Annotated in this window: 20 protein-coding genes; 10 read left to right on the top strand and 10 right to left on the bottom strand. The window is 33.4% G+C overall.

Going from position 1 to position 26,104, the window contains the following annotated elements; genetic code table 11:
- Window positions 1-286 precede the first annotated feature (286 nt).
- The 3 genes from MPR_RS18425 (at window position 287) to MPR_RS13080 (ending at window position 10,360) form a co-directional block, all read left to right on the top strand.
- Complete coding sequence (locus MPR_RS18425; protein ID WP_082027833.1) at window positions 287-7,840, top strand: phage tail-like protein; 7,554 nt, start codon at window positions 287-289, stop codon at window positions 7,838-7,840.
- A gap of 54 nt (window positions 7,841-7,894) precedes the next feature.
- Complete coding sequence (locus MPR_RS13085) at window positions 7,895-9,373, top strand: hypothetical protein (RefSeq protein ID WP_041893233.1); 1,479 nt, start codon at window positions 7,895-7,897, stop codon at window positions 9,371-9,373.
- A 360-nt stretch (window positions 9,374-9,733) separates the two neighbouring features.
- Window positions 9,734-10,360, top strand: coding sequence for a 2OG-Fe(II) oxygenase (locus MPR_RS13080; protein ID WP_041893231.1), 627 nt, complete (start codon window positions 9,734-9,736; stop codon window positions 10,358-10,360).
- Window positions 10,361-10,425: 65 nt separating this feature from the next.
- Here MPR_RS13080 and MPR_RS13075 read toward each other — a convergent pair whose 3' ends face one another.
- The 6 genes from MPR_RS13075 to MPR_RS13055 all read right to left on the bottom strand — a co-directional run bounded on the left by MPR_RS13075 (window position 10,426) and on the right by MPR_RS13055 (window position 14,496).
- Window positions 10,426-12,021, bottom strand: a complete 1,596-nt coding sequence (locus MPR_RS13075; protein WP_041895514.1) for a PepSY-associated TM helix domain-containing protein — start codon at window positions 12,019-12,021, stop codon at window positions 10,426-10,428.
- Between the two features lie 20 nt (window positions 12,022-12,041).
- Window positions 12,042-12,332, bottom strand: a complete 291-nt coding sequence (locus tag MPR_RS18360) for a hypothetical protein (RefSeq protein WP_006264268.1) — start codon at window positions 12,330-12,332, stop codon at window positions 12,042-12,044.
- 2 nt (window positions 12,333-12,334) lie between these two features.
- Window positions 12,335-12,667, bottom strand: a complete 333-nt coding sequence (locus tag MPR_RS13070; RefSeq protein ID WP_235280447.1) for a hypothetical protein — start codon at window positions 12,665-12,667, stop codon at window positions 12,335-12,337.
- Window positions 12,668-12,888: 221 nt separating this feature from the next.
- Window positions 12,889-13,254 (bottom strand): DUF1801 domain-containing protein, encoded by a 366-nt coding sequence (locus MPR_RS13065; protein WP_041893230.1) that lies wholly within the window; start codon window positions 13,252-13,254, stop codon window positions 12,889-12,891.
- 5 nt (window positions 13,255-13,259) lie between these two features.
- Window positions 13,260-13,718: a GyrI-like domain-containing protein gene (locus MPR_RS13060; RefSeq protein ID WP_041895510.1), complete on the bottom strand. Its 459-nt coding sequence runs from the start codon at window positions 13,716-13,718 to the stop codon at window positions 13,260-13,262.
- Window positions 13,719-13,761: 43 nt separating this feature from the next.
- Window positions 13,762-14,496 (bottom strand): helix-turn-helix transcriptional regulator, encoded by a 735-nt coding sequence (locus tag MPR_RS13055; RefSeq protein ID WP_041893228.1) that lies wholly within the window; start codon window positions 14,494-14,496, stop codon window positions 13,762-13,764.
- Window positions 14,497-14,600: 104 nt separating this feature from the next.
- On the opposite strand from MPR_RS13055, the gene MPR_RS13050 reads away from it, so the two are divergent.
- Window positions 14,601-16,685: a hypothetical protein gene (locus MPR_RS13050; protein WP_041893226.1), complete on the top strand. Its 2,085-nt coding sequence runs from the start codon at window positions 14,601-14,603 to the stop codon at window positions 16,683-16,685.
- Window positions 16,686-16,770: 85 nt separating this feature from the next.
- Here the strand turns inward: MPR_RS13050 and MPR_RS13045 are convergent, their stop codons facing one another.
- The 3 genes from MPR_RS13045 to MPR_RS13035 all read right to left on the bottom strand — a co-directional run bounded on the left by MPR_RS13045 (window position 16,771) and on the right by MPR_RS13035 (window position 18,836).
- Complete coding sequence (locus MPR_RS13045) at window positions 16,771-17,031, bottom strand: hypothetical protein (RefSeq protein ID WP_052472746.1); 261 nt, start codon at window positions 17,029-17,031, stop codon at window positions 16,771-16,773.
- A gap of 161 nt (window positions 17,032-17,192) precedes the next feature.
- Window positions 17,193-17,390, bottom strand: coding sequence for a heavy-metal-associated domain-containing protein (locus tag MPR_RS13040; protein WP_006264260.1), 198 nt, complete (start codon window positions 17,388-17,390; stop codon window positions 17,193-17,195).
- A 765-nt stretch (window positions 17,391-18,155) separates the two neighbouring features.
- Complete coding sequence (locus MPR_RS13035; RefSeq protein WP_041893225.1) at window positions 18,156-18,836, bottom strand: aspartate/glutamate racemase family protein; 681 nt, start codon at window positions 18,834-18,836, stop codon at window positions 18,156-18,158.
- 182 nt (window positions 18,837-19,018) lie between these two features.
- Here MPR_RS13035 and MPR_RS13030 point away from each other — a divergent pair, with 182 nt between their 5' ends.
- The 4 genes from MPR_RS13030 to MPR_RS13015 all read left to right on the top strand — a co-directional run bounded on the left by MPR_RS13030 (window position 19,019) and on the right by MPR_RS13015 (window position 21,988).
- Window positions 19,019-19,915, top strand: coding sequence for a LysR family transcriptional regulator (locus tag MPR_RS13030; RefSeq protein WP_006264258.1), 897 nt, complete (start codon window positions 19,019-19,021; stop codon window positions 19,913-19,915).
- 70 nt (window positions 19,916-19,985) lie between these two features.
- Complete coding sequence (locus tag MPR_RS13025) at window positions 19,986-20,930, top strand: YeiH family protein (protein ID WP_006265845.1); 945 nt, start codon at window positions 19,986-19,988, stop codon at window positions 20,928-20,930.
- A gap of 123 nt (window positions 20,931-21,053) precedes the next feature.
- Window positions 21,054-21,764 (top strand): hypothetical protein, encoded by a 711-nt coding sequence (locus MPR_RS13020; protein ID WP_041893224.1) that lies wholly within the window; start codon window positions 21,054-21,056, stop codon window positions 21,762-21,764.
- A 26-nt stretch (window positions 21,765-21,790) separates the two neighbouring features.
- Window positions 21,791-21,988: a hypothetical protein gene (locus MPR_RS13015; RefSeq protein ID WP_041893223.1), complete on the top strand. Its 198-nt coding sequence runs from the start codon at window positions 21,791-21,793 to the stop codon at window positions 21,986-21,988.
- A gap of 58 nt (window positions 21,989-22,046) precedes the next feature.
- On the opposite strand, the gene MPR_RS13010 is transcribed toward MPR_RS13015, so the two are convergent.
- Window positions 22,047-23,675, bottom strand: coding sequence for an acyl-CoA carboxylase subunit beta (locus MPR_RS13010; protein WP_041893221.1), 1,629 nt, complete (start codon window positions 23,673-23,675; stop codon window positions 22,047-22,049).
- 665 nt (window positions 23,676-24,340) lie between these two features.
- Here MPR_RS13010 and MPR_RS13005 point away from each other — a divergent pair.
- Together MPR_RS13005 and MPR_RS13000 are read left to right on the top strand one after the other, a co-directional pair.
- A complete protein-coding gene (locus MPR_RS13005; protein WP_036473948.1) occupies window positions 24,341-24,985 on the top strand; it encodes a DUF47 domain-containing protein in 645 nt (214 codons plus the stop codon).
- 19 nt (window positions 24,986-25,004) lie between these two features.
- Complete coding sequence (locus tag MPR_RS13000; protein ID WP_041893220.1) at window positions 25,005-26,102, top strand: inorganic phosphate transporter; 1,098 nt, start codon at window positions 25,005-25,007, stop codon at window positions 26,100-26,102.
- Window positions 26,103-26,104 lie beyond the last annotated feature (2 nt).

Genomic DNA, 26,104 nt, shown 5'->3' with positions numbered 1-26,104 from the left:
ATTTTTTGAGAGCAATATAGATGTTGTTTTATTTGAATTTTTAAAATTAATGATGTTGTGTATTTTTTATGGTTTTAAGGTGATTTTCTATTGTAAAGTTAGTGCAAATAATAAGTAATTATGTAATAGTTGATTTCATATATTATAATTGAGAATTTATTTATGGTATGGTTTTTGTTTTTTTCGCTCATTGAATTACAGAATAGTATAAAATAACAAATATTTACAACTGTAATTTTAGATTGCTAATAATTCCATTATCAATGGTATAGATAAATTAAAAGTTATGAAAAAAAAGGTAATTACAATTGGAATGTTAATGATGGCGGGGGTCGTATTTTCTCAAGTTGGAATTGGGATAAAAGCACCACATAAATCTGCATTATTAGAGTTAAAAGCTTCTGAGGGGGAGTATAGAGGAGTATTAATACCTCGTATTCCATTGAAAGATTTAACAGATGTTTCTCAGATTAATAGAGGAGATGTAGCTACTAGTTTATTAGTGTTTAATACAACTACAAATAATGTTTTAAGCAATGGCTTTTATTATTGGAGTGGGGTAAAATGGGTGAGATTAATAAATAATCAAGATATAATAGATAATATAGATACTTTCCCTAGAAATAAAGTTTTAGAAGTCAGAGGTGATGTATTAGTCTTAGAAGATACTAAAGGACTAAAAGTGGATACTCCTATTCAGGATTTAAATATTATTACTACAATTAAAGAAGGAGAGAATGGTACTTATGTCTATAAGAATGAAGCAGGAGAAGAGAGTGTAATTAATATTACAGGAAGTGTAATTGAAAATATTACTGAGATTTTAAATAATACAGAGGTAAAAGAAGAAATATATAATACTGTAGCAGCGCAAGGTAAAGCTATTACTGCTAAAGATAATTCTATAACTTTAGTAGGTGGTAATAAAGCTGTTTTAGAAGAAACACAAATTGCTGTTACTGATGGAGGAATAACAACAGCAAAAATAGCTGCAGGAGGTAAGAAGCAAATCTTAATCACTAACGCAAAAGGAGAAGTAGTATGGGTAGATGCAACAGATGAGGTAATTATAGATGCAGTAAAGAACAATGAGACAGTAACAGTATTATTAGATAAAGGCAACGGAACTTTTGAGTACTATAATGAAAAAGCAATAGACGCAAAGGGTAATTTAATCGCAGATGGTAACCTAATTGCAGATAAAGCAGTAAAGTTTAATGCTAACACTTTAAGCATTGTAGAGAGAAAAGGCAAAGAGAAAGGAATTTATGATTTCTTTGATGGAGAGCATAAAAACACGCCTTTAATGACGATCAGTACTCGTGCTAATTCTATCTATTTTGATAACAGTTCTACTACTATCGAAGGAGATAATCTACAAGAGGTAATCGAGAATATTATTACTAAAATAGAGGTAGCTCAAGGTACTCCATCTTCTATTAAAGGAGGAACAGAGATCTTGATCAATGGAGAGACAGAATTAGCAGATGCAGTGTTAAAAGATATGACTTTAAGTATTGCACCAGGAGCTATTACAACAGAAAAGATAGAAGCAGGTGGTAAGAAACAAATTCTAATCACGAATGCAAAAGGAGAAGTAGTATGGGTAGACGCAACTGATGAGGTAATTATCGATGCAGTAAAGAATAACGAGACAGTAACGGTATTATTAGATAAAGGCAACGGAACCTTTGAGTACTATAACGAAAAAGCAATAGATGCTAAAGGTAACCTAATTGCAGATAAAGCAGTAAAGTTTAATGCTAACACTTTAAGCATTGTAGAGAGAAAAGGCAAAGAGAAAGGAATTTATGATTTCTTTGATGGAGAGCATAAAAACACGCCTTTAATGACGATCAGTACTCGTGCTAATTCTATCTATTTTGATAACAGTTCTACTACTATCGAAGGAGATAATCTACAAGAGGTAATCGAGAATATTATCACTAAAATAGAGGTAGCTCAAGGTACTCCATCTTCTATTAAAGGAGGAACAGAGATCTTGATCAATGGAGAGACAGAATTAGCAGATGCAGTGTTAAAAGATATGACTTTAAGTATTGCACCAGGCGCTATTACAACAGAAAAGATAGAAGCAGGAGGTAAGAAGCAAATCTTAATCACTAACGCAAAAGGAGAAGTAGTATGGGTAGACGCAACTGATGAGGTAATTATAGATGCAGTAAAGAACAATGAGACAGTAACAGTATTATTAGATAAAGGCAACGGAACTTTTGAGTACTATAATGAAAAAGCAATAGACGCAAAGGGTAACCTAATTGCAGATAAAGCAGTAAAGTTTAATGCCAATACACTAAGCATTGTAGAGAGAGAAGGAAAAGAGAAAGGTGTTTATGATTTCTTTGATGGAGAGCATAAAGACACGCCTTTAATGACAATCAGTACTCGTGCGAACTCTATCTATTTTGACAACAGTTCTACTACTATTGAAGGAGAAAATCTACAAGAGGTAATCGAGAATATTATCACTAAAATAGAGGTAGCTCAAGGTACTCCATCTTCTATTAAAGGAGGAACAGAGATCTTGATCTATGGAGAGACAGAATTAGCAGATGCAGTGTTAAAAGATATGACTTTAAGTATTGCACCAGGAGCTATTACAACAGAAAAGATAGAAGCAGGTGGTAAGAAACAAATTCTAATCACGAATGCAAAAGGAGAGGTAGTATGGGTAGATGCAAGTGACGAGGTAATTATCGATGCAGTAAAAAATAACGAGACAGTAACGGTATTATTAGATAAAGGCAATGGAACTTTTGAGTACTATAACGAAAAAGCAATAGACACTAAAGGTAATTTAATCGCAGATAAAGCAGTAAAGTTTAATGCCAATACACTAAGCATTGTAGAGAGAGAAGGAAAAGAAAAAGGTATTTATGATTTCTTTGATGGGGAGCATAAAGAGACTCCTTTAATGACAATCAGTACTCGTGCGAACTCTATCTACTTTGACAACAGTTCTACTACTATCGAAGGAGATAATTTACAAGAGGTAATCGAGAATATTATCACTAAAATAGAGGTAGCTCAAGGTACTCCATCTTCTATTAAAGGAGGAACAGAGATCTTGATCAATGGAGAGACAGAATTAGCAGATGCAGTGTTAAAAGATATGACTTTAAGTATTGCACCAGGAGCTATTACAACAGAAAAGATAGAAGCGGGTGGTAAGAAACAAATTCTAATTACGAATGCGAAAGGAGAAGTAGTATGGGTAGATGCTAGTGATGAGGTAATTATCGATGCAGTAAAGCATAACGAGACAGTAACAGTATTAGTAGATCACAATAATGGTAAGTTATCTTACTACAATGAGAAAGCAATAGACGCTAAGGGTAATCTGATTGAAGAAAATGCAATGACATTTGATTCAAATACCTTAAAGATCGTAGCCCAAACAGATGGTACTTATGCGTTCTATGATGGAAGGAGTAAAACTGAACCAGTAGGTATTGTTGATGTGCCAGCAAGTGTAATTACTAATATTGAAGAGATATTAAATGATGAGAGTGTAGTTAATGTTATATATGATAAAGTAGCAGCAAAAGGAAAAGAAGTTACTTCTGTAGATGGTTCTATTCAAATAGATAATGGAGGTCAAGCTACCTTGAATGCAATGCAAATTTCTATTGCAGAAGGAGGAGTTACACCAAATAAGATTCAAGCAGGAAGTAAGAAACAAATCCTAATCACTAATGCAGAAGGAAAAGTAGAATGGGTAGAAGCAAATGAAGAAGTAATCAAAGAAGTAGTTCAGAATAACGAAAGAATTACACGTTTAGAAGCTAAGCCTGATGGTACTTTTATGTACTATAACGAATTAGCGGTTAATGAAAAAGGAGAGATTATAGGAGAGGGTGTTGAGTTTGATGCTAATACATTATCAATTGAAGAAAGTACAAGTACACCAGGTATTTATACTTTCTCTGATAAAAAAGGAGTTATAAAAGACTTAGATATTCGTGCAAGTAATATCATTATAGATGATACTACTATCGGTTCAGGAAATGATAATGTACAAGATATCTTAGAAAGTATTTATGAAATAATCAATAATATTGATAGTCAAAAAAGAGATTTAAAAGGAAAAGGTATCTTAGTTAATGGAGGAAAAATTGTTGAGAAAGCTCTTTTAGCGGAAGTAGAGTTATCTATTGATGATAAGGCAATTACAACAGCTAAATTAGATACAAAAGCTGTGACAAATGCTAAAGTAGCTGATCATGCTATTACAGAAAATAAGCTATGGGCTGGAGAAGGTAGAGAGAAACAAGTAGCTGTAGTACAAGCAGATGGTTCTGTTAAATTTCAAGAGCTTAATGCTGTCGTTACAGGAAAAATGTTATCTGTAGATAATTCTTTACTTGTTGGAGGTGATGCTTCAAACGCATTGTTACAAGCAGTAGATATTAAAGTAAATGACTTAGGTATTGTAACCAAGCATATAGATCACAATGCTGTTACTGCTGATAAAATTGGTTCAGAAGATGCTGTGTCTAATGCAGTTCTAACAGCTAATGGCTCAGGAGGAAGTGCTTTTAAACCTATATCTTCAGTTGTTGATACTGCAATGCAAGGAGATATCCAAGGAGACGATGCTATTGAGGTAATTGGTGGAGAGAATATTATTTTTGGAGATGATAAGAAGATAGCAACGATCAATTTAAAAGAAAGAGGAGTAAAAGGTGGTCATATTGCAACAAAAACAATTATTGATGAAAATATTGCTGATACAACAATTACAGCAACTAAATTAAATGGTGGAACAAATAATGTGAATGCTGTTGCAACTGTTATTGATAATAAAGGAACAGTGGCTTATCAACCGTTAAAAGGTGATGCTATCTCAGATAAAGCAGCTTTAAAGACTGATGGTATTATTACTATAGGAGGAGTTAATTTACAAGAGGGAACTTTATTAAAAGAAGCTACTTTAAGTATTGCTCCAAAAGGGATTAATACTGCTCAAATTGCTGACAATGCAGTTGAGAATTTACAGATAGCAGACTTAGCAGTTTCTTCTGATAAAATTACTTCTGGAACAGTAGGGACAGGTAGAGTATTATTAAGTGATGTAGCTGGAAAAACGAAGTGGGGAGAGTTATCTGATATTACTACCCAATTAGCAGGTGATTTAACAACAGATGAGATTATCAAATTGACTTCTCAAGATGGAGATGGAGAGAAAGCTCTGCTAAAAGATGTGAAATTGAGTGTAAATGATAATAGTATTACAAAGTCTAAGTTAAGTTCTGTAGAAGAAGGGACTAATATAGATGAAGATATGTTGTTAGTTGCTGATGGACATGGAGGGTTTAAATACATTAAAAAAGAAACTGTTTCTATCGAAACAGAAGATTTAACATTAGGTAGTGCTCTAACTTTTATTAATAAAAGTACAGGTAAAGATGCAGTGTTAGTAAATACTTCTATTGATGTAAATGAAGGAGGAATTAGTACAGGAAAATTAGCTGATGCAGCTGTAACTATAGACAAAATAACTTCTGGTACAGCTAAAGAAAATACAGTACTAACAGCAAATGGTAGTGGTAAAGTAGAATATAAAAAACTTGCAGATAGTGTCTTTGAGGGGCAAGGGAAAGATCTAAAAGGAGATAATTCAATTACTGTTACAGATAATAATCAAGCTTTGTTAAACGATGCTACAATTAGTATTGCGGATTCTGGAGTACAAACAAAACATATTACAGGAAGAGCAGTTACAGCAGATAAGATAGGTGCTGAGGGTACAAGTAATGGTTTAGTCTTGGTAACTAAAGATGGGGGAGCAGAATTCTCTCCTATATCGGATGCTATTGCTGGAGCTGGAAAAGAAATTAAAGGAGGTAGTGCTATTGAGGTGACGAAAGGAAATAAAGCAGCTTTGCAAGATGTAAGTATTGACGTTGCTAATCTTGGGATTACAAATGCTAAAATAGCAGAAAGAACAATCCAAGCGTCTAAATTTGATGCAAAGGGTAATGCTGCTGGAACAGTATTAACTTCTTTAGGAGATGGTGAAGCGAAGTATGTGCCACTTAATCAATATGCTAAGCCATTAAAAGGTGATTCATCAATTGAAATTTCAACAGATAAAGGGGTATTATTAGCAGATGCTACTATTAAAGTAAAAGATTCAGGAATTGATACAAAACATTTAGGAGCAAAAGTTGTAACAACTGAAAAAATATCTTCTAAAGTAGGTAATGGAGTTGCAGATAAACAACAAATCTTAATGGCTGATGGAGAAGGAGGAGTTTATTTTGGAACTTCAGAGAATGTAGTAACTAAAGGGAATATTAATGAAGGAACTACAATCAGCGCTACTAAAGGAGCTACAGGAGCAGTATTACAAGATGTAACTCTTGAGGTAAAAGGATTGTCTATTGATACAAAACATATTAGAGATAATGCAATATCTCCTGCTAAAATTAACGATAAGGCAGTAACTGAAGATAAGATAGATACTAATGCAGTAACTTCAAGTAAAATTGCTAATAATGCAGTTACTACAGACAAAATGAAATCTAATAATGGCTCTGTCAATGCTTTAAAAGGTAATGTTTTAACAGCTCAAGGTGATGGAACTGTTAAGTATAGTAAAATGTCAGACAATGGTCAATTTCTTAAGACAGATGGATCTGGACCGATATCGATTAAGACAGCAGATCATGGAAGAATTGTTTTAGAAGAGACAACGATTAATATCAAAGAGAAAGGGATTCTTGAAAAATACCTTGCGGATTCTGCAGTAACCAACAACAAAATAAAAGATGGAGCGGTTACAACTAATAAAATGAGTGCTGGAAATGCTACAATTGGTCATGTACTAACAGTAGAAAAAGACGGTAAAGTAGCTTTTAAAGCTTCAGATGTTTCTAAAGGGAATATTAAAGAGAGTGAGACTATAAAAGCCAATAATGGAACAAATGCTGTTTTAAAGGATGTGACACTTGAAGTAATTGGTGGTTCTATTGATACGAAGCATATTGCAGATTATGCAGTAACACATAAAGAAATAGGTGATAACGCTATACACGGAAGAGTAATTGCAAATCAAGGTATTGACGAAAGTAAGATTGATGCAGATAATGCAAAATCAGGACAGGTTTTAATGGCAAAATCAGATGGGTCTGCCTATTGGGGAGATGTTAAAGCAGAGACAGAGATTTCTACCGGTGATTTCTTAAGAAGTAATACAATTGAAGCAGAAGATGGATCTGATGCTTTACTTAAGGATGTAAAACTTGAAATAAAACTTGGATCTATTGAAACAAAGTATATAGCAGATAATGCGGTAGGTACAGGCGAATTGAAAGATGATGCAGTTGGCTATAGCCAATTAAAGGAAAGTGCAGTACATGGAGATGTAATTAAAGGCAAAGGGGTTGATGAAACAAAGATTAATTCAGAAGGTGCAGAACAAGGAGATGTGTTAGTAGCTGATGGTCAAGGTGGAGCTGAATGGAAAAAAGTTTCAGGAGGTAGTGAAGGTGTAGATAAAGCATCGATGCCTAAGTTCTTTTACTTACCAGCCATCTATGTCGATATTGTTTCAGGGGCGAAGGGAATTACTAGAGATATTCATGCAGATTATGCAGATCAGTTTGGAAAACCTATGGTGTCTAGTCTTGGTGGAAATAAATCAACATTACCTATTTTGGGATATGGAGATTTTAATTACTATGTAACTTATTATGATACAGAAGTTTTTTATGATGTCAAAGTGACTATAAATGGTGATTTAGAGTATTCAGTGAGAGCTGGTGCTAAACCAACAGGAAGAACATTCTTTAATATTGTTTTAGAAGTGAAATAATAATGAGTATCCCTAAGAAGATTATTACTTCTTAGGGATTCAAAAAAAAGACGTATGAAAAAGTATTATTATTTAATGATAGCGTGTTTTAGTTTATTGACTTTACAAGCACAAGTATATGAATATCCTTTAACAGGTACTGAAAAACCCTCTGGAATTGTAGAAGAATGGGACAGAGGAGGAAGTGCTCCTTCTGGAAGTGAACGTTATACTACAGAAGGAATCGTATTAAGTCATGATAGGGTAGGGTATAGTGGTTTTGCTATTGATGATTTAGAAATTGATTTAAGAAAAGGAACAAAGATAGAGTTTGAGTATGCAATGAGTTCTATTTTAGGAACAGGCTATGGTGCCGGAGGAGGAATGACTTTCTTTTTATTTGATGCAGAGAAGAAATTTAAATTAGGATATGGGAGAAGTGCATTAGGGTATGCTTATAATGAATCAAATTCTACAGCAAGGTTATCTGGATTAGCAGGAGGATATTTAGGAATTGGTTTTGACCTTAGTGGAGGGTTTAAAGGAACTGGAGCAATGAGAGCATACGAAATGCGTGAAGGGATTTCTAATAAAAGATATGAAGAAGTAGGAGTTACACCTAATGTTTTTGGAAATTATTATGACAGTCATATTACTTTAAGAGGAGCTATACAAGGAAATACAGGTTTTAGAGGAAATCCAGTGCTGTATTCACAATATTATGGGTATTATTTTCCTGATCCTAATGAAACTACTACTGCTTTGTTAGATTATAATACAGGAGCATATAAATTTGAAAGGGCAAATAATTCACCTTATTTTAATATTGCTAACGGAGGAAATTCTAGTAATCCAAATTTTCAAAAGATTATTGTAGAATTAGTTCCAGAGGAAGATGAGTCTGCAATGTATGTTACAGTTAAGGCTAAAGAAGGAAATAATGAAGTAGTATTAATTGATAATTTTTATTATAAACACAATTTTAAAACGTACGCAATCGATGGATATGATTTTTCAGGTGAATTAAAAGAGTATGAGTATGATTTTAATACAAGAATCCCTAATAAAGTTAAAATTGGTTTTGTTGGGTTATCTATTGATTTTGCTCAACAAAAAACAATTATTAGAAATGTAAAAGTATCACCAATAGATGACAATGGAGGAGGAGATGAAGGAGTTGACCTAGAAGATGAATATGAAGAAATTTGTATAAGTAAGAATTTAAGTAGTGAAGGAGCCGTTGCTTTTATTGATATTTTAGAGGATACTGATTATAATGTTGATTGGAGTAGCTTTATGTTTGTAGATGTGGATGGTAATAAGAAAGGAGACGATTATTATAGCGATTATTATGCAAAATGGGAGTATGATAGATATGATAAACAAGTAAAAATGACTGTTCAGTTTGATTTTTATAAACCCGAAGAAAATCTAGAAATTTATTACTCTGTTTTAGTTGATGGTGTTCGATCAAAACCAGCTATGATAAGAGTTAGAAGTATTGAATGTGGAGCTATAGCTAATCCTCAGATTAATACTAAAAGTGATCATTAATAATGGTTTATATACAAATAGAATATAGAAAAGGAGGCTTATAGCTTCCTTTTTTATTAATAAGAATATGCTTATTAGACGTGTTTTGAGTCTGTTTTCGACCTTTATGCTAGGCATTTATAGTCTGATAACTTTAAAGAAGTTATTTGCCGAATAAAGTGATGTGGAATATTGATGAAAATACTGCAATATATTCTAAAAAAATGCCAATAATCTTTTCGATAAAAGCCTTTGAAACCTCCTGAATTATCAAATCTGTAAAAGTGCATATTAACAGCTAATTGGCTTAAAAAAACGCCTTTTATGTATTGATTTTTTTGTCTTGTAAATTATATTTGTATACTTTTTATTTGTTAATGTATGGGTGATTTTGAATTAAATCCATTTTATGAGTTAATAATAGACGATTTAGTGAATCGTAAATACTCAGTAGTTGACTGTTTTTTTTCGGAAGAAGAGATTAACTTATTAAGAGCAAATTTGCTTTTAAAACAAGACTTACACAGTTTTAAAAAAGCAGCTATAGGGCAGGCAAGCAGTGAACAGATAATAGAAGAAGTTAGAGGTGACTCTATCTTATGGTTAGATGAGAAAGAACCTGACGAAGTAGAGCAAATGTATTTTAATAAAGTGAATCACTTCTTAGAATATGTAAACAGAACTTGCTATTTAGGTATTCAAGAAGGAGAGTTTCATTATGCATGCTATCCTCCAGGTACTTGTTATAAGCGTCACTTAGATATTTTTCAGTCAGATAGCCGTAGAACTTTATCTGTAGTATTATATCTTAATGATCAAGAATGGACTCCTGCTTATGGAGGAGAATTAGCACTTTACCTACAGGACGAACATGGGAATGAAAGAGAAGAGATTGTACATGCCTTACCAGGGCGTCTTGTCGTATTTGATAGTAAGAGTATAGAACACGAGGTGAAGATGGTTAATCATACTCGTTATAGCATTACAGGATGGTTAAAGACTAGATAAGTAAAAAGCCTTTATATGTTTTATCATATAAAGGCTTTTTCAATTTATAGAAAATAATGAGTAAACTATTCTACTGCTGTATTTAATTTTTTCTCTTGTTTATCTTTGACTAACTTCCATGAGTATAGAGTGATAAGTGGAACGATAATCCAGAATAAATCAATAAGAAGGATATCAGAATAACCTTTAGCCCAACTTACCCATATCCAGTTACCTGTCATCACACCGTTAAAGATAGGAATAGTAAGACCAATAATACTTCCGACTAATAAACAGTCTCTATTGGTTTTATAAATATTCTTTCTGATGCTTAATAAGATTGTGATAGCTAACCAAGTCCAGAAATAGAAAGAGTAGATAAAGTTTTGTCCACCTGTAGGGTTTAACTTTACAGCTATAAAAGCTAATGCTGTTACAGGATACATAGATAAGCAGATAGCCATATAGATATTTGCTAACCAGAAGTTAAACTTGCGTTTGTGTTCAGGAACATTCTTTTTATCTCTAGCCACTAGCCAGATAAGTACACCAGATATAATGACTACACATCCAGCTATTCCTACTAAGAAGTAAACGATACGAGTCGCTAAACCTCCGAAAGAGCCAAAGTGAAGTAGATAAACTAAGTTAGAGAATATATAACTATATCCAGGGTTTTCATTAGGATTACTTATCTCTTCTACTTCTCCTGAGTGAATGTGATATTTTATTTCTCCACGACTATTTAACTGTTTCTCATTATGAGCTCTACCACTTATGGCCACAGTCATACTTTCATCCCCATAATTAAGTATAGAGATATTAGAGATATAGGGATCATCCCATTTTTCTACTGTTTGAAGAATATAGGCGTTTAGATCTATTTCTTTATCTATAGCTTTATGTTGATATACGATTTCTTGAGCTCCTCTATCTTGTGTAGTATCACTGCTAAATTTGTCTGCATCACCACCATATCCTAATGCAATGATAGTTGCTGCGACTATTCGATAGTTTAATAAGAAATAAGCTCCTGTGATAGCAAAGATTAATTGGAATGGGAAGGTAATAACACCTAATGCTGTATGTAAGTCAGTCCATACCGTTTTTAGTTTTTCCCAAGGTCTAAATACATAGAAATTAGAAACTATTTTTTGCCAATGTACAAGTAATCCTGTAATAAGTGCAAAAATATAAATGAAAGAAACTAATCCTGCTACAAAGTAACCAAATGGAGAGATATGGATATTAACTAAACCATTTAATTGTGCTAAAAAGTGAAGTCTATATAAGAATTCTCCTAAAGAATAAGATTCTTCATAAGCGTGTTTTTCTTGTGTAGCAGTGTCGTATAATCCGAAATCACGTTCTTTCGCTTTAGGTAATAAGGTGTCTTGTGAAGTGGAGATATTATAGCTCATGACTCTACTTCTATCATTCATACGGAAATATATATTTCTACCCTGTAATCCTATTTGATTATCTAGAGAATCTAATAATACATTGTAATTGATAGATTGAACAGCTATTTTTTCTTGTGGTTTATTACTTTGCCAATTCGCTATTTCATTTTTAAAGAAAGAGAAAGAACCTGCGAAGAAGATAATGTATAGTAATACCGTAATAATAATTCCACTTATCGTATGTAGGTGGAAGTATTTATTGTAATTTCTAATATTCATAATAGTGGTGCGTCTTGTGTTTAGGTATGTATTGGAGCGATTAAATAAGGTGAATAAAAAACCAGTGTTAACACGATATAGGCTAACCATATTTTATATCCGTTGCCAATGATAAAGGCCATAATGAATAAGATAGTCCATAATACATATCCTGTGACGAACATCGTTGTATAAATAGGATGAGAAGGGAAAAAGTACATTAAAAACATGTGAAACGTTGTACTTACTAAGAATCCTCCGAATAGACCTGCAGTTATTTTCAGTATACGTTGTATAACCGAACTTTCTAAATGCTTTTTATTTGCGGGCATAATTAAAATATTAGTAGTTCCAGAAATAATCCTAACCCTATAAAACTAACGATGTGTTTAGTCTTAAATGATAGCATAGGATATAATGTTAGAATAGCAGAACCAATGAACATTAAGAAGATAAAGAACGTTAAACTACCTACTCCTAATCCTTCATAAATAGACTCTGTTATTAAGGCTATTATTAATAGTGAGTAAGCAATGATCTTCGACAGTTTAGTATTTGACCTAATCCATGTAGTTAATGTACATTTCTTCTCATATTTCACTTTCTGAGAAGTGTTATATAGCATAAAGAATGCAAATGCTGTAATTGAAAATAATAGGGTATGCATTTTATTTAGATTGAGTATAAACAAATGTATAACATATTTTATGGTTTCCAATAACAAAATATTAAACTTTTTAATAAGTTAATATTGTGTTGTTTTTTGTTGTTTTTCAGTGTATTGTGGTTTTTTGAATACGTATAATGAGAATAGAAAAGACTAACTGTATATACAATTAGTCTTTGATTCTGTTATAATTAACACTTATTAAATGGTCTGAGTCTAAATTATTTTGTTTTGATGACACCATTTCGGTATAAGTTTAAAGCTTCTTGGAGAATATCTATTATAGCATGAATAGGTAAGTCAGCATTAGCATCTATATTTAATACTTTCATGCGTTTTCTACTTCCAATCTCTAATAAAGGATGTTCTATACGCATTCCTTCTACTACTAATAGATAAGGTGTTTTGGGTTCTTTAGTCAAAGCGAGAAAACAGAACATACGATTCTTATAACTAAAACAAGGAGTTCCCCACTTAATAGATTCAGTGATATGCTCATCTAACGATAAGATAATATCTCTCAATGCCTGTAAGCAGCTGCGATTAGGTTCTTCTTGTCTTAAATAGTAATGTTCTGTCTCTTTCATAATTGTTATTTTATAGCTACATATATACTTACTTCAGCATCTTGTGGATTCATGGCTTTCTCATCGTATATTTCAAAATCAGCTGTATATTTTCTATCCCATTGTTGATCCCATATTTTTAACCATTCATTAATGACTAGTCCTTTTGTTAAGTCTCCAACAGCAGTGACTTTATTATAAGTACTTGCTTCTATAGTATGTCCTGTCATACCTTCAGGTATATCAGATAGATCAGATACTTCACAGCCGATGATTGTGGTATACGGCATTGTATAGTCCCCTTCATAATTCGTATACATAGAGTAGACAGCAGTACATACTTTATTAGGTATGCGGTTTAGTACATCTTCTTTCCAAAAGTGCTCCCATAGCAAGGGAATATCTTGAGCTGATTTATTTTGTTCATTGGTAGTGCGTACTTCTATTCCGATGATGTGGAATTTCTTTAACGTTACTTGATTCATATCCATGTCTTATTTAAGATTGTGTAGCAAAAGTAGATACCACTTATGACATAGGTATGTCAGGGGTAGTCTCATTCGGATAATATTTTTCTCTACATGCCTTTAAATATTGCTCCATCGTTATTTGATGAGGTTCGAATGTCTGTAAGGTATCTCTTAAATGTTGAATACAATCTAATCTAAAAGCTCTAAAGTCTTGTCTCAATCTACAGTAGGCTATTAATATCCAGTTGTCCTGTGTAGTATAGATAGCGAAGGGTTCTATGTCTCGTTGACTCCTTTGATTCTCTAGTGAAAGATAGTCGATAGCGAGTACTTGATGATTTACGATGGCAGATTGTATCTGTATCAGATAATCACTCGTCTGTGCTTTATCAGGATTATCCCTTACGATTATTCTTTGAGAGAGTAGATCAGCTTTGTCTTTTTGATTGTAGCGCAGTACAGCCTTAAGCTTCAGAATTGCATTTTGATATTGTTTGATTAGAGAAGCATCTTTATTCTTTAATATCAGTTGCTCAGCAGTGATAAGCGCATTCGCCTCTTCTTGTGTAAACATAACAGGAGGTAGAGCATAACCCTCTACTAAGGAGTACCCTTTTCCTTCTTCAGTGAATATAGGAATCCCTGATTGTTCTAATGTTCTGATATCTCTATATACCGTACGTATACTTACATTGTGTTTTTCTGCTATCTCAGTAGCAGTCACGATACGCTTAGATTGTAACTGAGTCACGATAGCTGTTAATCGGTTTAGACGAGGTTTACTTTCTGACATATTGATATAGAGGTTAAAGAGAATTATTTGACAAAGATACATTCTTGTCACTTGCTTTGCGTTAATGGAGATAAGTATATTTACAACTTCTAAATATTCGCACTATGGCTCAACCAGTAGGACTTCTATCTAAAATAAAAATAATAGATACTAATTATAAAGCATTCTTTAAGACTAAAGCTATCACAGTGATTAGTGAAGAAATGTATGACTGCGTCCACTATAATTATCAAGACCAATATTTTTATCAATACAACAAAAAGAAAGAAGAATTACTGTGTTTAGCATTCTATAACCACGGCAACAGAGAAACATTAACAGGTAGCTTTTATCAAAGTATCAAAGAGGTAGCCTCATTAGCTTTAGACCACAGTTTTATTGCTTTGACCTTAGATGCGTTTAATTGGACTGAGGTAGATACTTATGAAGTTTTAGAAGAAAATGTTTGGAATATTAAGCAAATAACTAAAGAAGAATTAACTACAGTACAGTCTATTGCACTGACTTGTTCAGAGCAGTTTGACCAACCTTTTGTAGAGAAATTATTCAACTCTAAAATAGTGGATAGCAATGTAGTGAAGAAAGTCAGTGCACTACAAGAGAAATATAGGTTAGCCAACCTAACTACCTTCGCTAAAGAGGCTACCCCTCTGCGACCTATTCATCTTTTCGGCAATTATTATTATAATGGCAAGGTGGTGTTTAGTTGTAAAGAGGGAGGGATAGTGTACCCTCAGATTGATTTAGCTACTTTTAAACCTACAGTATATGGAGCAGCAGATGCAGAACACGTATTATTTCACGATAAGTGTATCAAGACCAATCCTAAGAAGTTTAAAAGAGTAGCGAAGTATGAGACGGTCTATTATTTATCTGAAGAAGGCGTATTGGATGAGAAGGGCGTATGGATAGAGGACAGTGATGCAACTACTTTTAAGTTAAAAGAAGACTACCTAGCAGAAGATAGTATTAATCTGTACTATTGGGGCAATGTAGTTTCTAAATCTTCTTTTTCGACTTACAGAGTGGAGAGTTATCCCTATCAGACTGACTTTTTGATCACAGATACAGCAGTGTATTATAGTCAATATAAGCTAGAAGTGGATGCTCAGAGTTTTCGTTTTTTAAAGCGGTTAGAAGGTCTGGCTTATTATTATACTGGTTTTGTAGGAGAGGATAAAGAAGGGCTGTTTGTGTATTTGATAGAAGAGAATAAAGGTCAAGTTATTCGTTCAGCAGGATTGTCTATTGATCAGTTGTTACAACTATTTCAAGATAAGTATGGCAATAAATACTGGCGAATGGAAGAAGATGAACGTATCTGCCTAGAGAAACCAAGTGCTACATATTATAAGGAGTTTGCTAAAAAGTGTAAGACTCCATGGGTATTTTATCAAATAAAGGAATTGCGTGATTATGCTAAATTGATTGTTCAGAAATATGAGGATAAGAAGGACAAGGAAGAATTAATTCCGTTTTGGAAGATCTACAGTCTAGTAGAACCTTATTTGTGGATAGAAGCAGATAGTTATAAATATGTGACCCTGATGTATTGTATAGAAGGAAAACAAGAACATGCATTAGATACTCTGAGAAAAGCCATTATGTATGGGGCATTTGATGTGATGGAGTTCTTTGACCATCCTTTATTAAGCACTATCCAAGAGCATGAGTACTTTTTAGAATTAAAGGAATATGCTACACAGAATAAGCCGATAGGTTATAAAATCCCAATGCAATTAGAAATTCTAGAGAAACTCTTAGCACTTCCTCAGTCGATGTATACAGATGGGACGATACTGTGGAAGTATCACTTATACGATAATGTCGATATAGAAGAAGCTATGCGTGAGCATCCACAGTTGATAGATTACTATACGCGTTATATCACTTTAAATACAGAAATGTTTAATCGATTCTTTAAGCGTCATAATCTGATAGATATGGATTATACTCCTTATGAAGAATATCACTGTATGCCGATAGAAGCTTCTATCATTATGCTTAAGTATTATATGCGTATGGCTGATATACCATCGGGCAGTGTAGCTTATTTTATCCCACAATTAATACAACGCATGGATAAGATAAAAGAGAGAATTAATCGATTAGAAGGAGAAGAGTATACTCACTACCAAATAGTATATAATAATAATGAAGTCGTGAAAATCACGGAGCATTGGATGTAATAAAGCGAGGTAGAGATAATGTATGCTATGCAGTTCTTTTTATAGCAATAAATGATAATTGAAGGAGTATGAAGTACTAATTGACTTATAGAGAATCAAGATAATTTTTTAAAGCTTCTACTCCTACAATTTTTGTAGCATTCCCTTTTTTTATTTCTTCTAAAGATTCTTTTATCATTAAATCCATTTCAGGTGTTACCTGTAAATCGTCAATAGAAATAGGAGTAAGTATGTAAGCTTTATTACTTCCTCTTTTAATAATTACTTTTTCTCCTTTATCTGCTAAATCAAAGTAATCTTTCTGTTTTTCTCTAAAGTCTCTCGCTGTGATATGTAATACTGACATGTTTTTGTAGATTTAATTAGTGTACATTAATGTGTACACAAGTATACAATAATTAATTTGTATATCGTTTGTTATCAGTGTGTTTTGTTTTTTTAATGAGTAAAACATTAAATTATAAAAGAAAATAAGGGCTATCATTATTGATAGCCCTTCGTTATTTATTAAAGTATCTCATACTTTCCAGCAGAAGTTAATATCTTTTGTACTTCTTCTTTTGTCACTTCAGGAGTTTTAACCTCTATACTATGTGTATCAAGAGTGACTGTAGCTTCTATATTAGGGTGCTTTTTTAGTTCCTCTTGAATCTTTCCGACACAACTACTGCATCCCATTCCTTTAATTTGATATACTGTTGCCATTTCTTTTTTGTTTAATAATTTATATTACAAATGTAGGATAGTGTGCCATTATCGCTGTTATACGATTTTAAGTAGTTGTTGTATAATTTTTTGAAGAGTAAGATGAAGTCTTTTTTTCATCGAGGTGATGATTCGTATTCTTTGTTTATAAAGAAATAAAGGAATCCTTTTTTTTTGTTTTTACGTCTTTTTTGTCTTTAAATCAAGGAAAATAAACTTTTAAAATCTGTTTTTTTTCTAAATCAGGAGGATATAAGTCTATGTAGGGGATTATTTAAAAAAAATAGAGATACTTTTTTTAAATAGGTTTTATTGTAATATGTTGATATTTAACTTATTGTTTGTTTTTGACTTTTTTTTAACCAATTTAGATATTGCCTTAACCCCAGTAAAATAGGGCATTTGACTAGAATCCCTCGACAATTCATGGACAATACCTCGTAAATAGTGGAGCAAAGAAGATGTTTGTCGAACAATGCTTCTTCTATTCTCCATGTATTCTCCTTCTAATAATGTACATGCTAAAATAAAGAAGGGTATAGTACATACGAGTGAATATGTCTATGAAAAAGAGTCATTATAATTAGGGATGAGTAGATAATATTTAAGAAATTATCTCCGATGGGGATTAGAAGAGGTATTCTATTTATAGAAAATAAGCAGTAAAACAGAACTCAATATGCTCATCCATAAAGGTGATAAGTCCTGCTTACTGCTTAGTTAAAGATTTGTCTAACGAAGAAATATTATCTGTACGATTACGGATTATGATATTTTACTAAAAGCGTCTTCACACTGTAATACCATGGTGTCTATAATAGGTAACTTAATATCAAGTGAATTAAATACTAAAGGCAATTCTGTACAACCTAGAATCACTCCTTCTACAGAGGAATAATCTTCTATTAATGTCATAAAGAATGAACGCATCTCTTCTGTGATGGTTCCTGTAGCGAGTATAGATTGGAATTGACCTATTTGGGCTATTTCTTCAGCGTTAGGAATGATGACTTCTATCCCTGCTTGCTGTAAAGGCGATTTAAAATAATCATCTTCCATCGTGAAGGGAGTACCTAGCAGAAGTACCTTCTTCATATTATGCGTTAGAATATGATTTTTGGTCAGTTCTATACTGTGTGAGATTGGAATATTAGTTAGTATTTCCTGTTTGATCTCATCATAGGCTTTGTGTAAGGTGTTATTTGCTATCAAGAAACAATCTGGTTGTAGTGATAGTAGAACTTCGATTTCGTGTTTTAAGATGTTAGGTACTTCATCCCATTGATTAGCGTATCTAGTTTTGATATTGTGATAATCTATGCTGTATAAGAGGATAGGGCATGAGTGATATCCACCCCACTTTTCATTAGCCATTTTGTTTAATAGCGTGTAGTATAACGCTGTAGAAGGGTATGCTGTACCACCTAGTATGCCTATTCGTTTCATTGAGTTTGTTTTTTAGTTTTATGGATTGACTTTGTCTAAAAAAGACAGTCAAATATAGGTATAAGTCCGATTTTATCTCTGTGTAAATAGTATAAAATCCCCATATTATTTCATTAATTTTGTTGTTCTGGGTAGGAGGAGATGTTGAGAGAGGATTACTTCTATGATAAAAAAGGTTTTATATGTTTGACTTTAGATTAAAGGTGTTTTATACAGTAGCGAAGAGAGGGAGCTTCACGAAGGCTTCTAAGGAATTGTTGATTTCTCAGCCTGCTGTGACGAAGCATATCCAAGAGATAGAGGCTAACTATCAGACTAAACTTTTTGTACGTGACGGGATGAAGATACACTTGACAGAAGCAGGTGAACTACTCTATACGTATGCAGAAGAGATATTCTCTATCTATCGCAATCTTGAGTTCGATATACACGCACTGAATGCTAAGATGGACGGAAGCCTAAGAGTAGGAGCGAGCACTACTATATCACAGTATGTATTACCTCCTCTGTTAGCAGAGTTTAGAAAGAAGGTAAACGATCTGCATCTAGACGTAGTATCTGATAATACAAATGCCATCGAGAATCTTCTGCTGAACAAAACAATAGATGTAGGTCTAGTAGAAGGGTATTCTAAAAATCCTCAGATAAAGTATATTGACTTTATAAAAGACGAAATCGTCTTGGTGTGTAGTAGTAATAATGAATTAGCTAAAAGAGGAAGTATTAAACCTCAAGAGCTAAAGGAATTGTCTTTTTTATTAAGAGAAACGGGATCTGGAACACTAGATGTCGTGGATACTACACTTAAAGAGATCGGTATAACTTTAAGTGATTTGACTAATGAGATGAACTTCTCTAGTACAGAGAGTATTAAGATGTATTTAATGCACTCAGATAGTGTTGCATTCTTATCTGTACATGCTATTCTAAAAGAGTTGAGGTATAACGAGTTGAGCATTGTAGATATAGAGGGATTAGATATCAGTAGAACTTTCTCTTTAATACAGCGTCAAGGACAAGAAAGTGCTTTGGTAGAACTGTTCATTCGCTTTGTGCAGAATCATAACTTAAAGTTATAGGTTATAACAATTATGTATTTTCTTTTCCTTAGTGTATAAAGGAAATTTGTATCTGTAAATAATGATACAAATGACAACAGAAAATAACACTCGTGAGACAATAGGTAAAGTGCTTCTAGTAGGACTCGCTTTGCTTAGTTTATTTCCATTTATTTCATCCGCAGTAGCACTTGTGATAGGGATAGTATATGCACAGTTATTCGAGAACCCGTATGCAAAACAGACTAAGAAGGCAACAGGGCTATTGTTAAAAGTAGCTGTGATAGGGCTTGGTTTTGGTATGAATGTGTATAGTGCAATATCTGCAGGTAAGGATGGTTTTATACTTACTATCTTCTCTATCTTTTTAACTTTAGCACTAGGATTCTTATTAGGGAAAGTGTTGAAAATAGACAAAAAAATATCGTATTTGGTTTCTTCAGGTACTGCGATCTGTGGAGGTAGTGCTATCGCTGCGGTTTCTCCTGTTATTAAAGCAGATGAGAAACAAATATCAGTAGCTTTAGGAATCGTGTTTATCTTAAACTCTGTAGCTTTAATTATATTTCCTCCTATAGGACATGCCTTAGGACTAAGTCAAGTAGATTTTGGGCTATGGTCTGCTATTGCGATACACGATACGAGTTCGGTAGTAGGAGCTGCGGCTAAGTATGGTGACCAAGCTCTAGAAGTAGCGACTACTGTGAAACTAGCTCGTGCATTATGGGTGATCCCTGTAGCGTTCTTATCTATGGTATTCTTTAAAAATAAAGGAGGTAAAGTGAAGTTGCCTTACTTTATCGGGTTATTCGTACTAGCAATGTTAGCGAACTCTTATATCCCAGCAGTGCAGAGTATAGGACCATATATTGTAGAAGCTTCTAAAGCAGCATTGACCTTGACCTTATTCTTAATCGGTACATCGTTATCTTATCGCACCGTGAAATCTGTTGGTTTTAAACCTCTATTAGAAGGAGTAGGACTGTGGATATTTATCTCTGTGACTTCACTGCTATACATTATGTATGTGAATTAGGTAGCATAGAATATTTTAGATTAAGAAAGAAGACATAATTGTATTATGTCTTTTTTTATTTGTTTAATTAAGTTAATAATGAATATAAATTATTAATTTTGGTTAAAATTTAAAATATTATATATGAAAAAGATTGTTGCTCTATTAAGTGTTTGCTTATTCTTAGCAGTGGGATGTAAGGATAACAAAGAAGTAGGTGCTGAGAATGTCAGCAGTATGGAACAAGCTAATATGATTATCGAGTATACGAATAGTGCAGTCGATTATATGAATAAAGCGAATTCTAAGATTAGTTCGAACGAAAGTAACTTCGATAAATTACTGAAGATTGCAGACAAGAAAAAAGTGAAGTCTTATGAGATTCCACTTGATGTATCATTAGCTGATTATAATTTTAATGCAAACAAAGATGATAAAGATAAAATCATCCAACCTCCAAGTGTACTTTCTGTTGAGGAACAAGAATTCTTCAAAGAAAAAGTAGCTTCTTATAGAGATAGTTATAACAAACTTAGAGGTGAAGCACTAACTTATATTAAGTATTTGAAAAATGAGGATTATAAAGATGATAATTGGGCTAAAGCACAGGAGTATGCAGATAATATAGAGAAGTACTATAATGAGTGTATGGAGACACGTCCTTTAATCTCTGAAAAAATAGATGTTGTGACAGAGCGCGCAGAAGAGATTATCTTAGCAGATTCACCTATTAAAGATGCAATCATGACTGTAAAAGGAGACTTAAAATTAGTACAGGAGTTGGTAAATACTTTTATGTTCATGGTGATGAAGGTGGTAAAAAAGAGGAACTTGAAAAACTGTATGCAGAGTTAGAAAGCAATTTAGAAAAACATAAAGATATGTATACAGAAGAACTAGAGAAAGAAGGTAGTTTAAGATCTTATCAATCGTTTTATAGTTCAGTTAGCAATAAATTAGGTGATGTACGAAAAGTATTGAGAAAGGTGAGAGAGGGGAAAAAACTAGATAAAAGAGATTATGATTCTTTAAGCTCATTTAGTAATACTGCAGTAGGTAGCTACAATAGTTTTATCTAAGAGAAAATATATTTAATGAAAACGAGGAACTGATTAGCTCCTCGTTTTTTGGTTTTTATTATACTTGAATAACTCCTAAGTTAAACGGTTTTTCGATAGGAGCGTGGTTTGCAGCTTCGATACCCATAGAGATCCACTTACGCGTATCTAACGGATCGATAATAGCATCTGTCCATAGACGAGCTGCTGCGTAATAAGGCGAAACTTGATTATCGTATTTCGCTTTTATCTTATTGAATAATTCTTCTTCTTGTTCTTTAGTTAGTTCTTCCCCTTTTGCTTTAAGAGACGAAGCTTCTATTTGTAATAATACTTTAGCAGCCTGAGCACCTCCCATTACAGCAAGCTCAGCACTAGGCCATGCAAAGATAAGTCTAGGGTCATATGCTTTACCACACATCGCATAGTTACCTGCTCCATATGAGTTTCCTACTACTACAGTGAATTTAGGTACTACAGAGTTAGATACAGCATTAACCATCTTAGCACCATCTTTAATAATTCCTCCGTGCTCAGATTTAGATCCTACCATAAACCCTGTTACATCTTGTAAGAATACTAGTGGTATTTTCTTTTGATTACAGTTTGCTATAAAACGAGTGGCTTTATCTGCAGAGTCAGAGTATATTACTCCTCCGAATTGCATTTCGCCTTTTTTAGTCTTTACTACTTTGCGTTGGTTCGCTACGATACCTACAGCCCATCCATCGATACGAGCATATCCAGTGATGATCGATTGTCCATACCCTTCTTTGTACTCTTCGAATTCTGAGTTATCTACTAGACGTTTGATAATCTCCATCATATCATACTGCTCATTACGAGCCTTTGGTAAGATACCGTAGATGTCTTCTTGAGCTAAAGCAGGTTTGACAGCTTTGATACGGTTGTATCCTGCTTTGTCAAAGTCTCCTATTTTATCAATGATATTTTTGATTGTGTCAAGAGCATCTTTGTCATCTTTAGCTTTATAATCAGTAACACCTGATATTTCGCAGTGTGTAGTTGCTCCTCCTAATGTTTCGTTGTCAATGCTCTCTCCGATAGCTGCTTTTACTAAATAGCTACCTGCTAAGAAGATACTTCCTGTCTTGTCTACGATAAGTGCTTCATCACTCATAATAGGAAGGTAAGCACCACCGGCTACACAGCTACCCATAACAGCTGCTATTTGTGTAATTCCCATACTACTCATGACAGCATTATTTCTGAATATACGTCCGAAGTGTTCTTTATCAGGGAAGATTTCGTCTTGTAGAGGTAGATAAACACCTGCACTGTCTACTAGGTAGATGATAGGTAGTTTATTCTCTATTGCTATTTCTTGGGCTCTTAGATTCTTTTTTCCTGTAATCGGGAACCAAGCACCTGCTTTTACAGTAGCGTCATTTGCTACTACGATACACTGTTTTCCTTTTACATAACCTATTTTAACCACTACACCTCCAGAAGGACATCCTCCATGCTCTTCATACATCCTGTCTCCTGCGAAGGCACCGATCTCTATACTGTTGGTCTTATCATCTAGTAAATAGTCGATACGTTCTCTAGCAGTCATTTTGCCTTGCTCGTGTAGTTTAGCTATTCTTTTTTCGCCACCACCTTGTTTTACTTTTACTAGTTTTCTTTTTAAATCAGAAAGCAAAAGCTTATTGTGGTCTTCGTTTTTATTGAAGTTTATATCCATAGTTTGTTGGGTTGATTCACTGTTGTCTGTGGTTTAGTACAAGTTATATTTAGAGAGTAAATAGTGTACTAATCCTTGATCGTTTTCGCTAAAATACAAAATATACTAGAATTTTGGCTATCCAAAAATGAGGAGATGTGATTTTTAAAGTCCCGTATATTTCCTTTTGTTCATTTTATTAGCATTTATAATGAAAGTTGTTGAAGAATAAGAAGACTTGGACTCAGAAGAATAGCTAGAGAATGTGTAGAATTTAGTGATTTAAAAAAGTGTTGGTGTCTATAGTTACTATAGAGTTATAATAATAGAATATGGGCTGTAAAAAAAGCTGTAAAATAAAGATTAGGTATATTGGATATAGCAGTATTGACTTTTAAAATGAAGTATTGAGAATGGCGAATATCCAGATAAAGTGATGTGGATAGGGGATAAATTGTAATTAATAGGGGGAATTGTCATCACTAAATAAGAATATGAGGTAGAAAGTGTATTTTTATTACATAACATTAAATTAATATAGGGAAATAGGTTTATATTTGTAATTCAAATAGTTATGTTTTTATCGTAAAGTAATAGTATTAATAAAGTCGTAAAAATTAACGTTAAGGAAACATTGAGCTAACTTAAAAGGTTTACTTTTGCGCCCGATTATTATCATTTATAAGATGTCATTAAACAATATTTTTCAGTTTTTAGTGCCTAAGGATAAAGTGTTTTATCCATTATTTGAAAAGGCAGCAGGTAAGATTAAGAAAATTTCAGAAACTTTAAATGAAGCAGTAAATGCTCCAGCTAAAGAAAGGGATCAGTTATTAAAGAATGTAGAAGTATTAAAACAAGAGATAGAAGCAATCGCTCAGACTACACGTGTAGAACTTGGAAAAAACTTCATCACGCCTTTTGACCGTGAGGATATTCACAACTTGATTACAGCTGTAGATGATATAGCGGATCACTTATCTGATGCTGCATCTCGTATGAGACTGTATCAAATTGATAAAGTAACAAAACCTTTACGCAAATTAACTGAGGCTAATTTAGAAGCTTGTAGTGAAGTAGCTAAGGGGCTTTTAATTTTAAAAGACAATAAAAACTTTACAGCATTAGCAGAAATTAGTAAAAATATCTCTCGTCTAGAACGTAAAGCAGATAAAGTATTTGATAAAGCAGTAGCTGATATTTTCGAAAATGAAACTAATGCTATTGAGATTATTAAATATAAGGAGGTAATGATGGCTCTAGAAACAGCAACAGATAGTTGTAAAGACGTTGCTAATGTACTTGAGACGATTACAGTAAAATACGCTTAATTAATCAGAAACATTATTTATGGATTTTTTCTTAGGAATGTTTACTAATCAAGCTGGTATTATGCTGATCATCATCATCATATTAGCATTAGGGTTTGATTATATTAACGGTTTTCACGATGCAGCAAACTCAATTGCGACTATTGTGACTACAAAGGTGTTGACACCATTCCAAGCTGTATTATGGGCAGCAGCATTTAACTTTGCTGCTTATTTTATCTCTCTTTATATTATTGGAGAGTTTAAAATTGGTAATACGATAGCCAAGTCAGTGAATGAAAACTTTATTAGTTTAGAAGTGATATTCGCTGGATTAGTAGCTGCTATTATTTGGAACTTATTGACTTGGAAGTTGGGTATTCCTTCTTCTTCTTCACATACTTTAATTGGAGGGTTTATTGGAGCAGCAGTAGCTCACGCAGGTGGTTTTGCGCCTGGAGGAGAGGATGTTATTGTGTATTCTAAAGTGATCCCAATTTTCTTATTTATCTTCGGAGCTCCGTTTCTAGGTATGATATTAGCCTATTTTATAACAGTAGGTATTATGTGGATCTGTAGAAATGGTAATTCTCACAAATGTGATACATGGTTTAAACGTCTTCAGTTAGTGTCTTCTGCAATGTTCTCTTTAGGACATGGTGGTAACGACGCTCAGAAAGTAATGGGTATTATCGGTGCAGCTGTTATCTTTTATCATGTTAATATAGATATGGACGAAGCTTATCTAGTGGATGGAGTAGATACATTTAAAGTATTCGTAGAGCACTGGTGGTGGGTTCCGTTAGCATCATTTATATTCATTGGATTAGGTACTTTATCTGGTGGGTGGAAGATTGTGAAAACGATGGGATCTAAAATTACGAAAGTAACTCCATTAGAAGGGGTGGCTGCTGAGACTGCAGGGGCTGTTGCATTATATGTGACTGAGCACTTAGGTATTCCAGTATCGACTACACATACGATCACAGGTTCTATCATCGGGGTAGGAGTTACTAAACGTATCTCTGCTGTTAGATGGGGAGTGACTATTAATCTATTATGGGCTTGGGTATTGACTATACCTGTATCAGCTATTATAGCGATGGTAGTTTATTATTTGATTACATTCTTTATGTAAGC

The organism is Myroides profundi, assembly GCF_000833025.1.
GTDB classification, from domain to species: domain Bacteria; phylum Bacteroidota; class Bacteroidia; order Flavobacteriales; family Flavobacteriaceae; genus Flavobacterium; species Flavobacterium profundi_A.
Note: the sequence above shows the minus strand (reverse complement) of the source record. Positions and strands in the feature narration are given on the sequence as shown.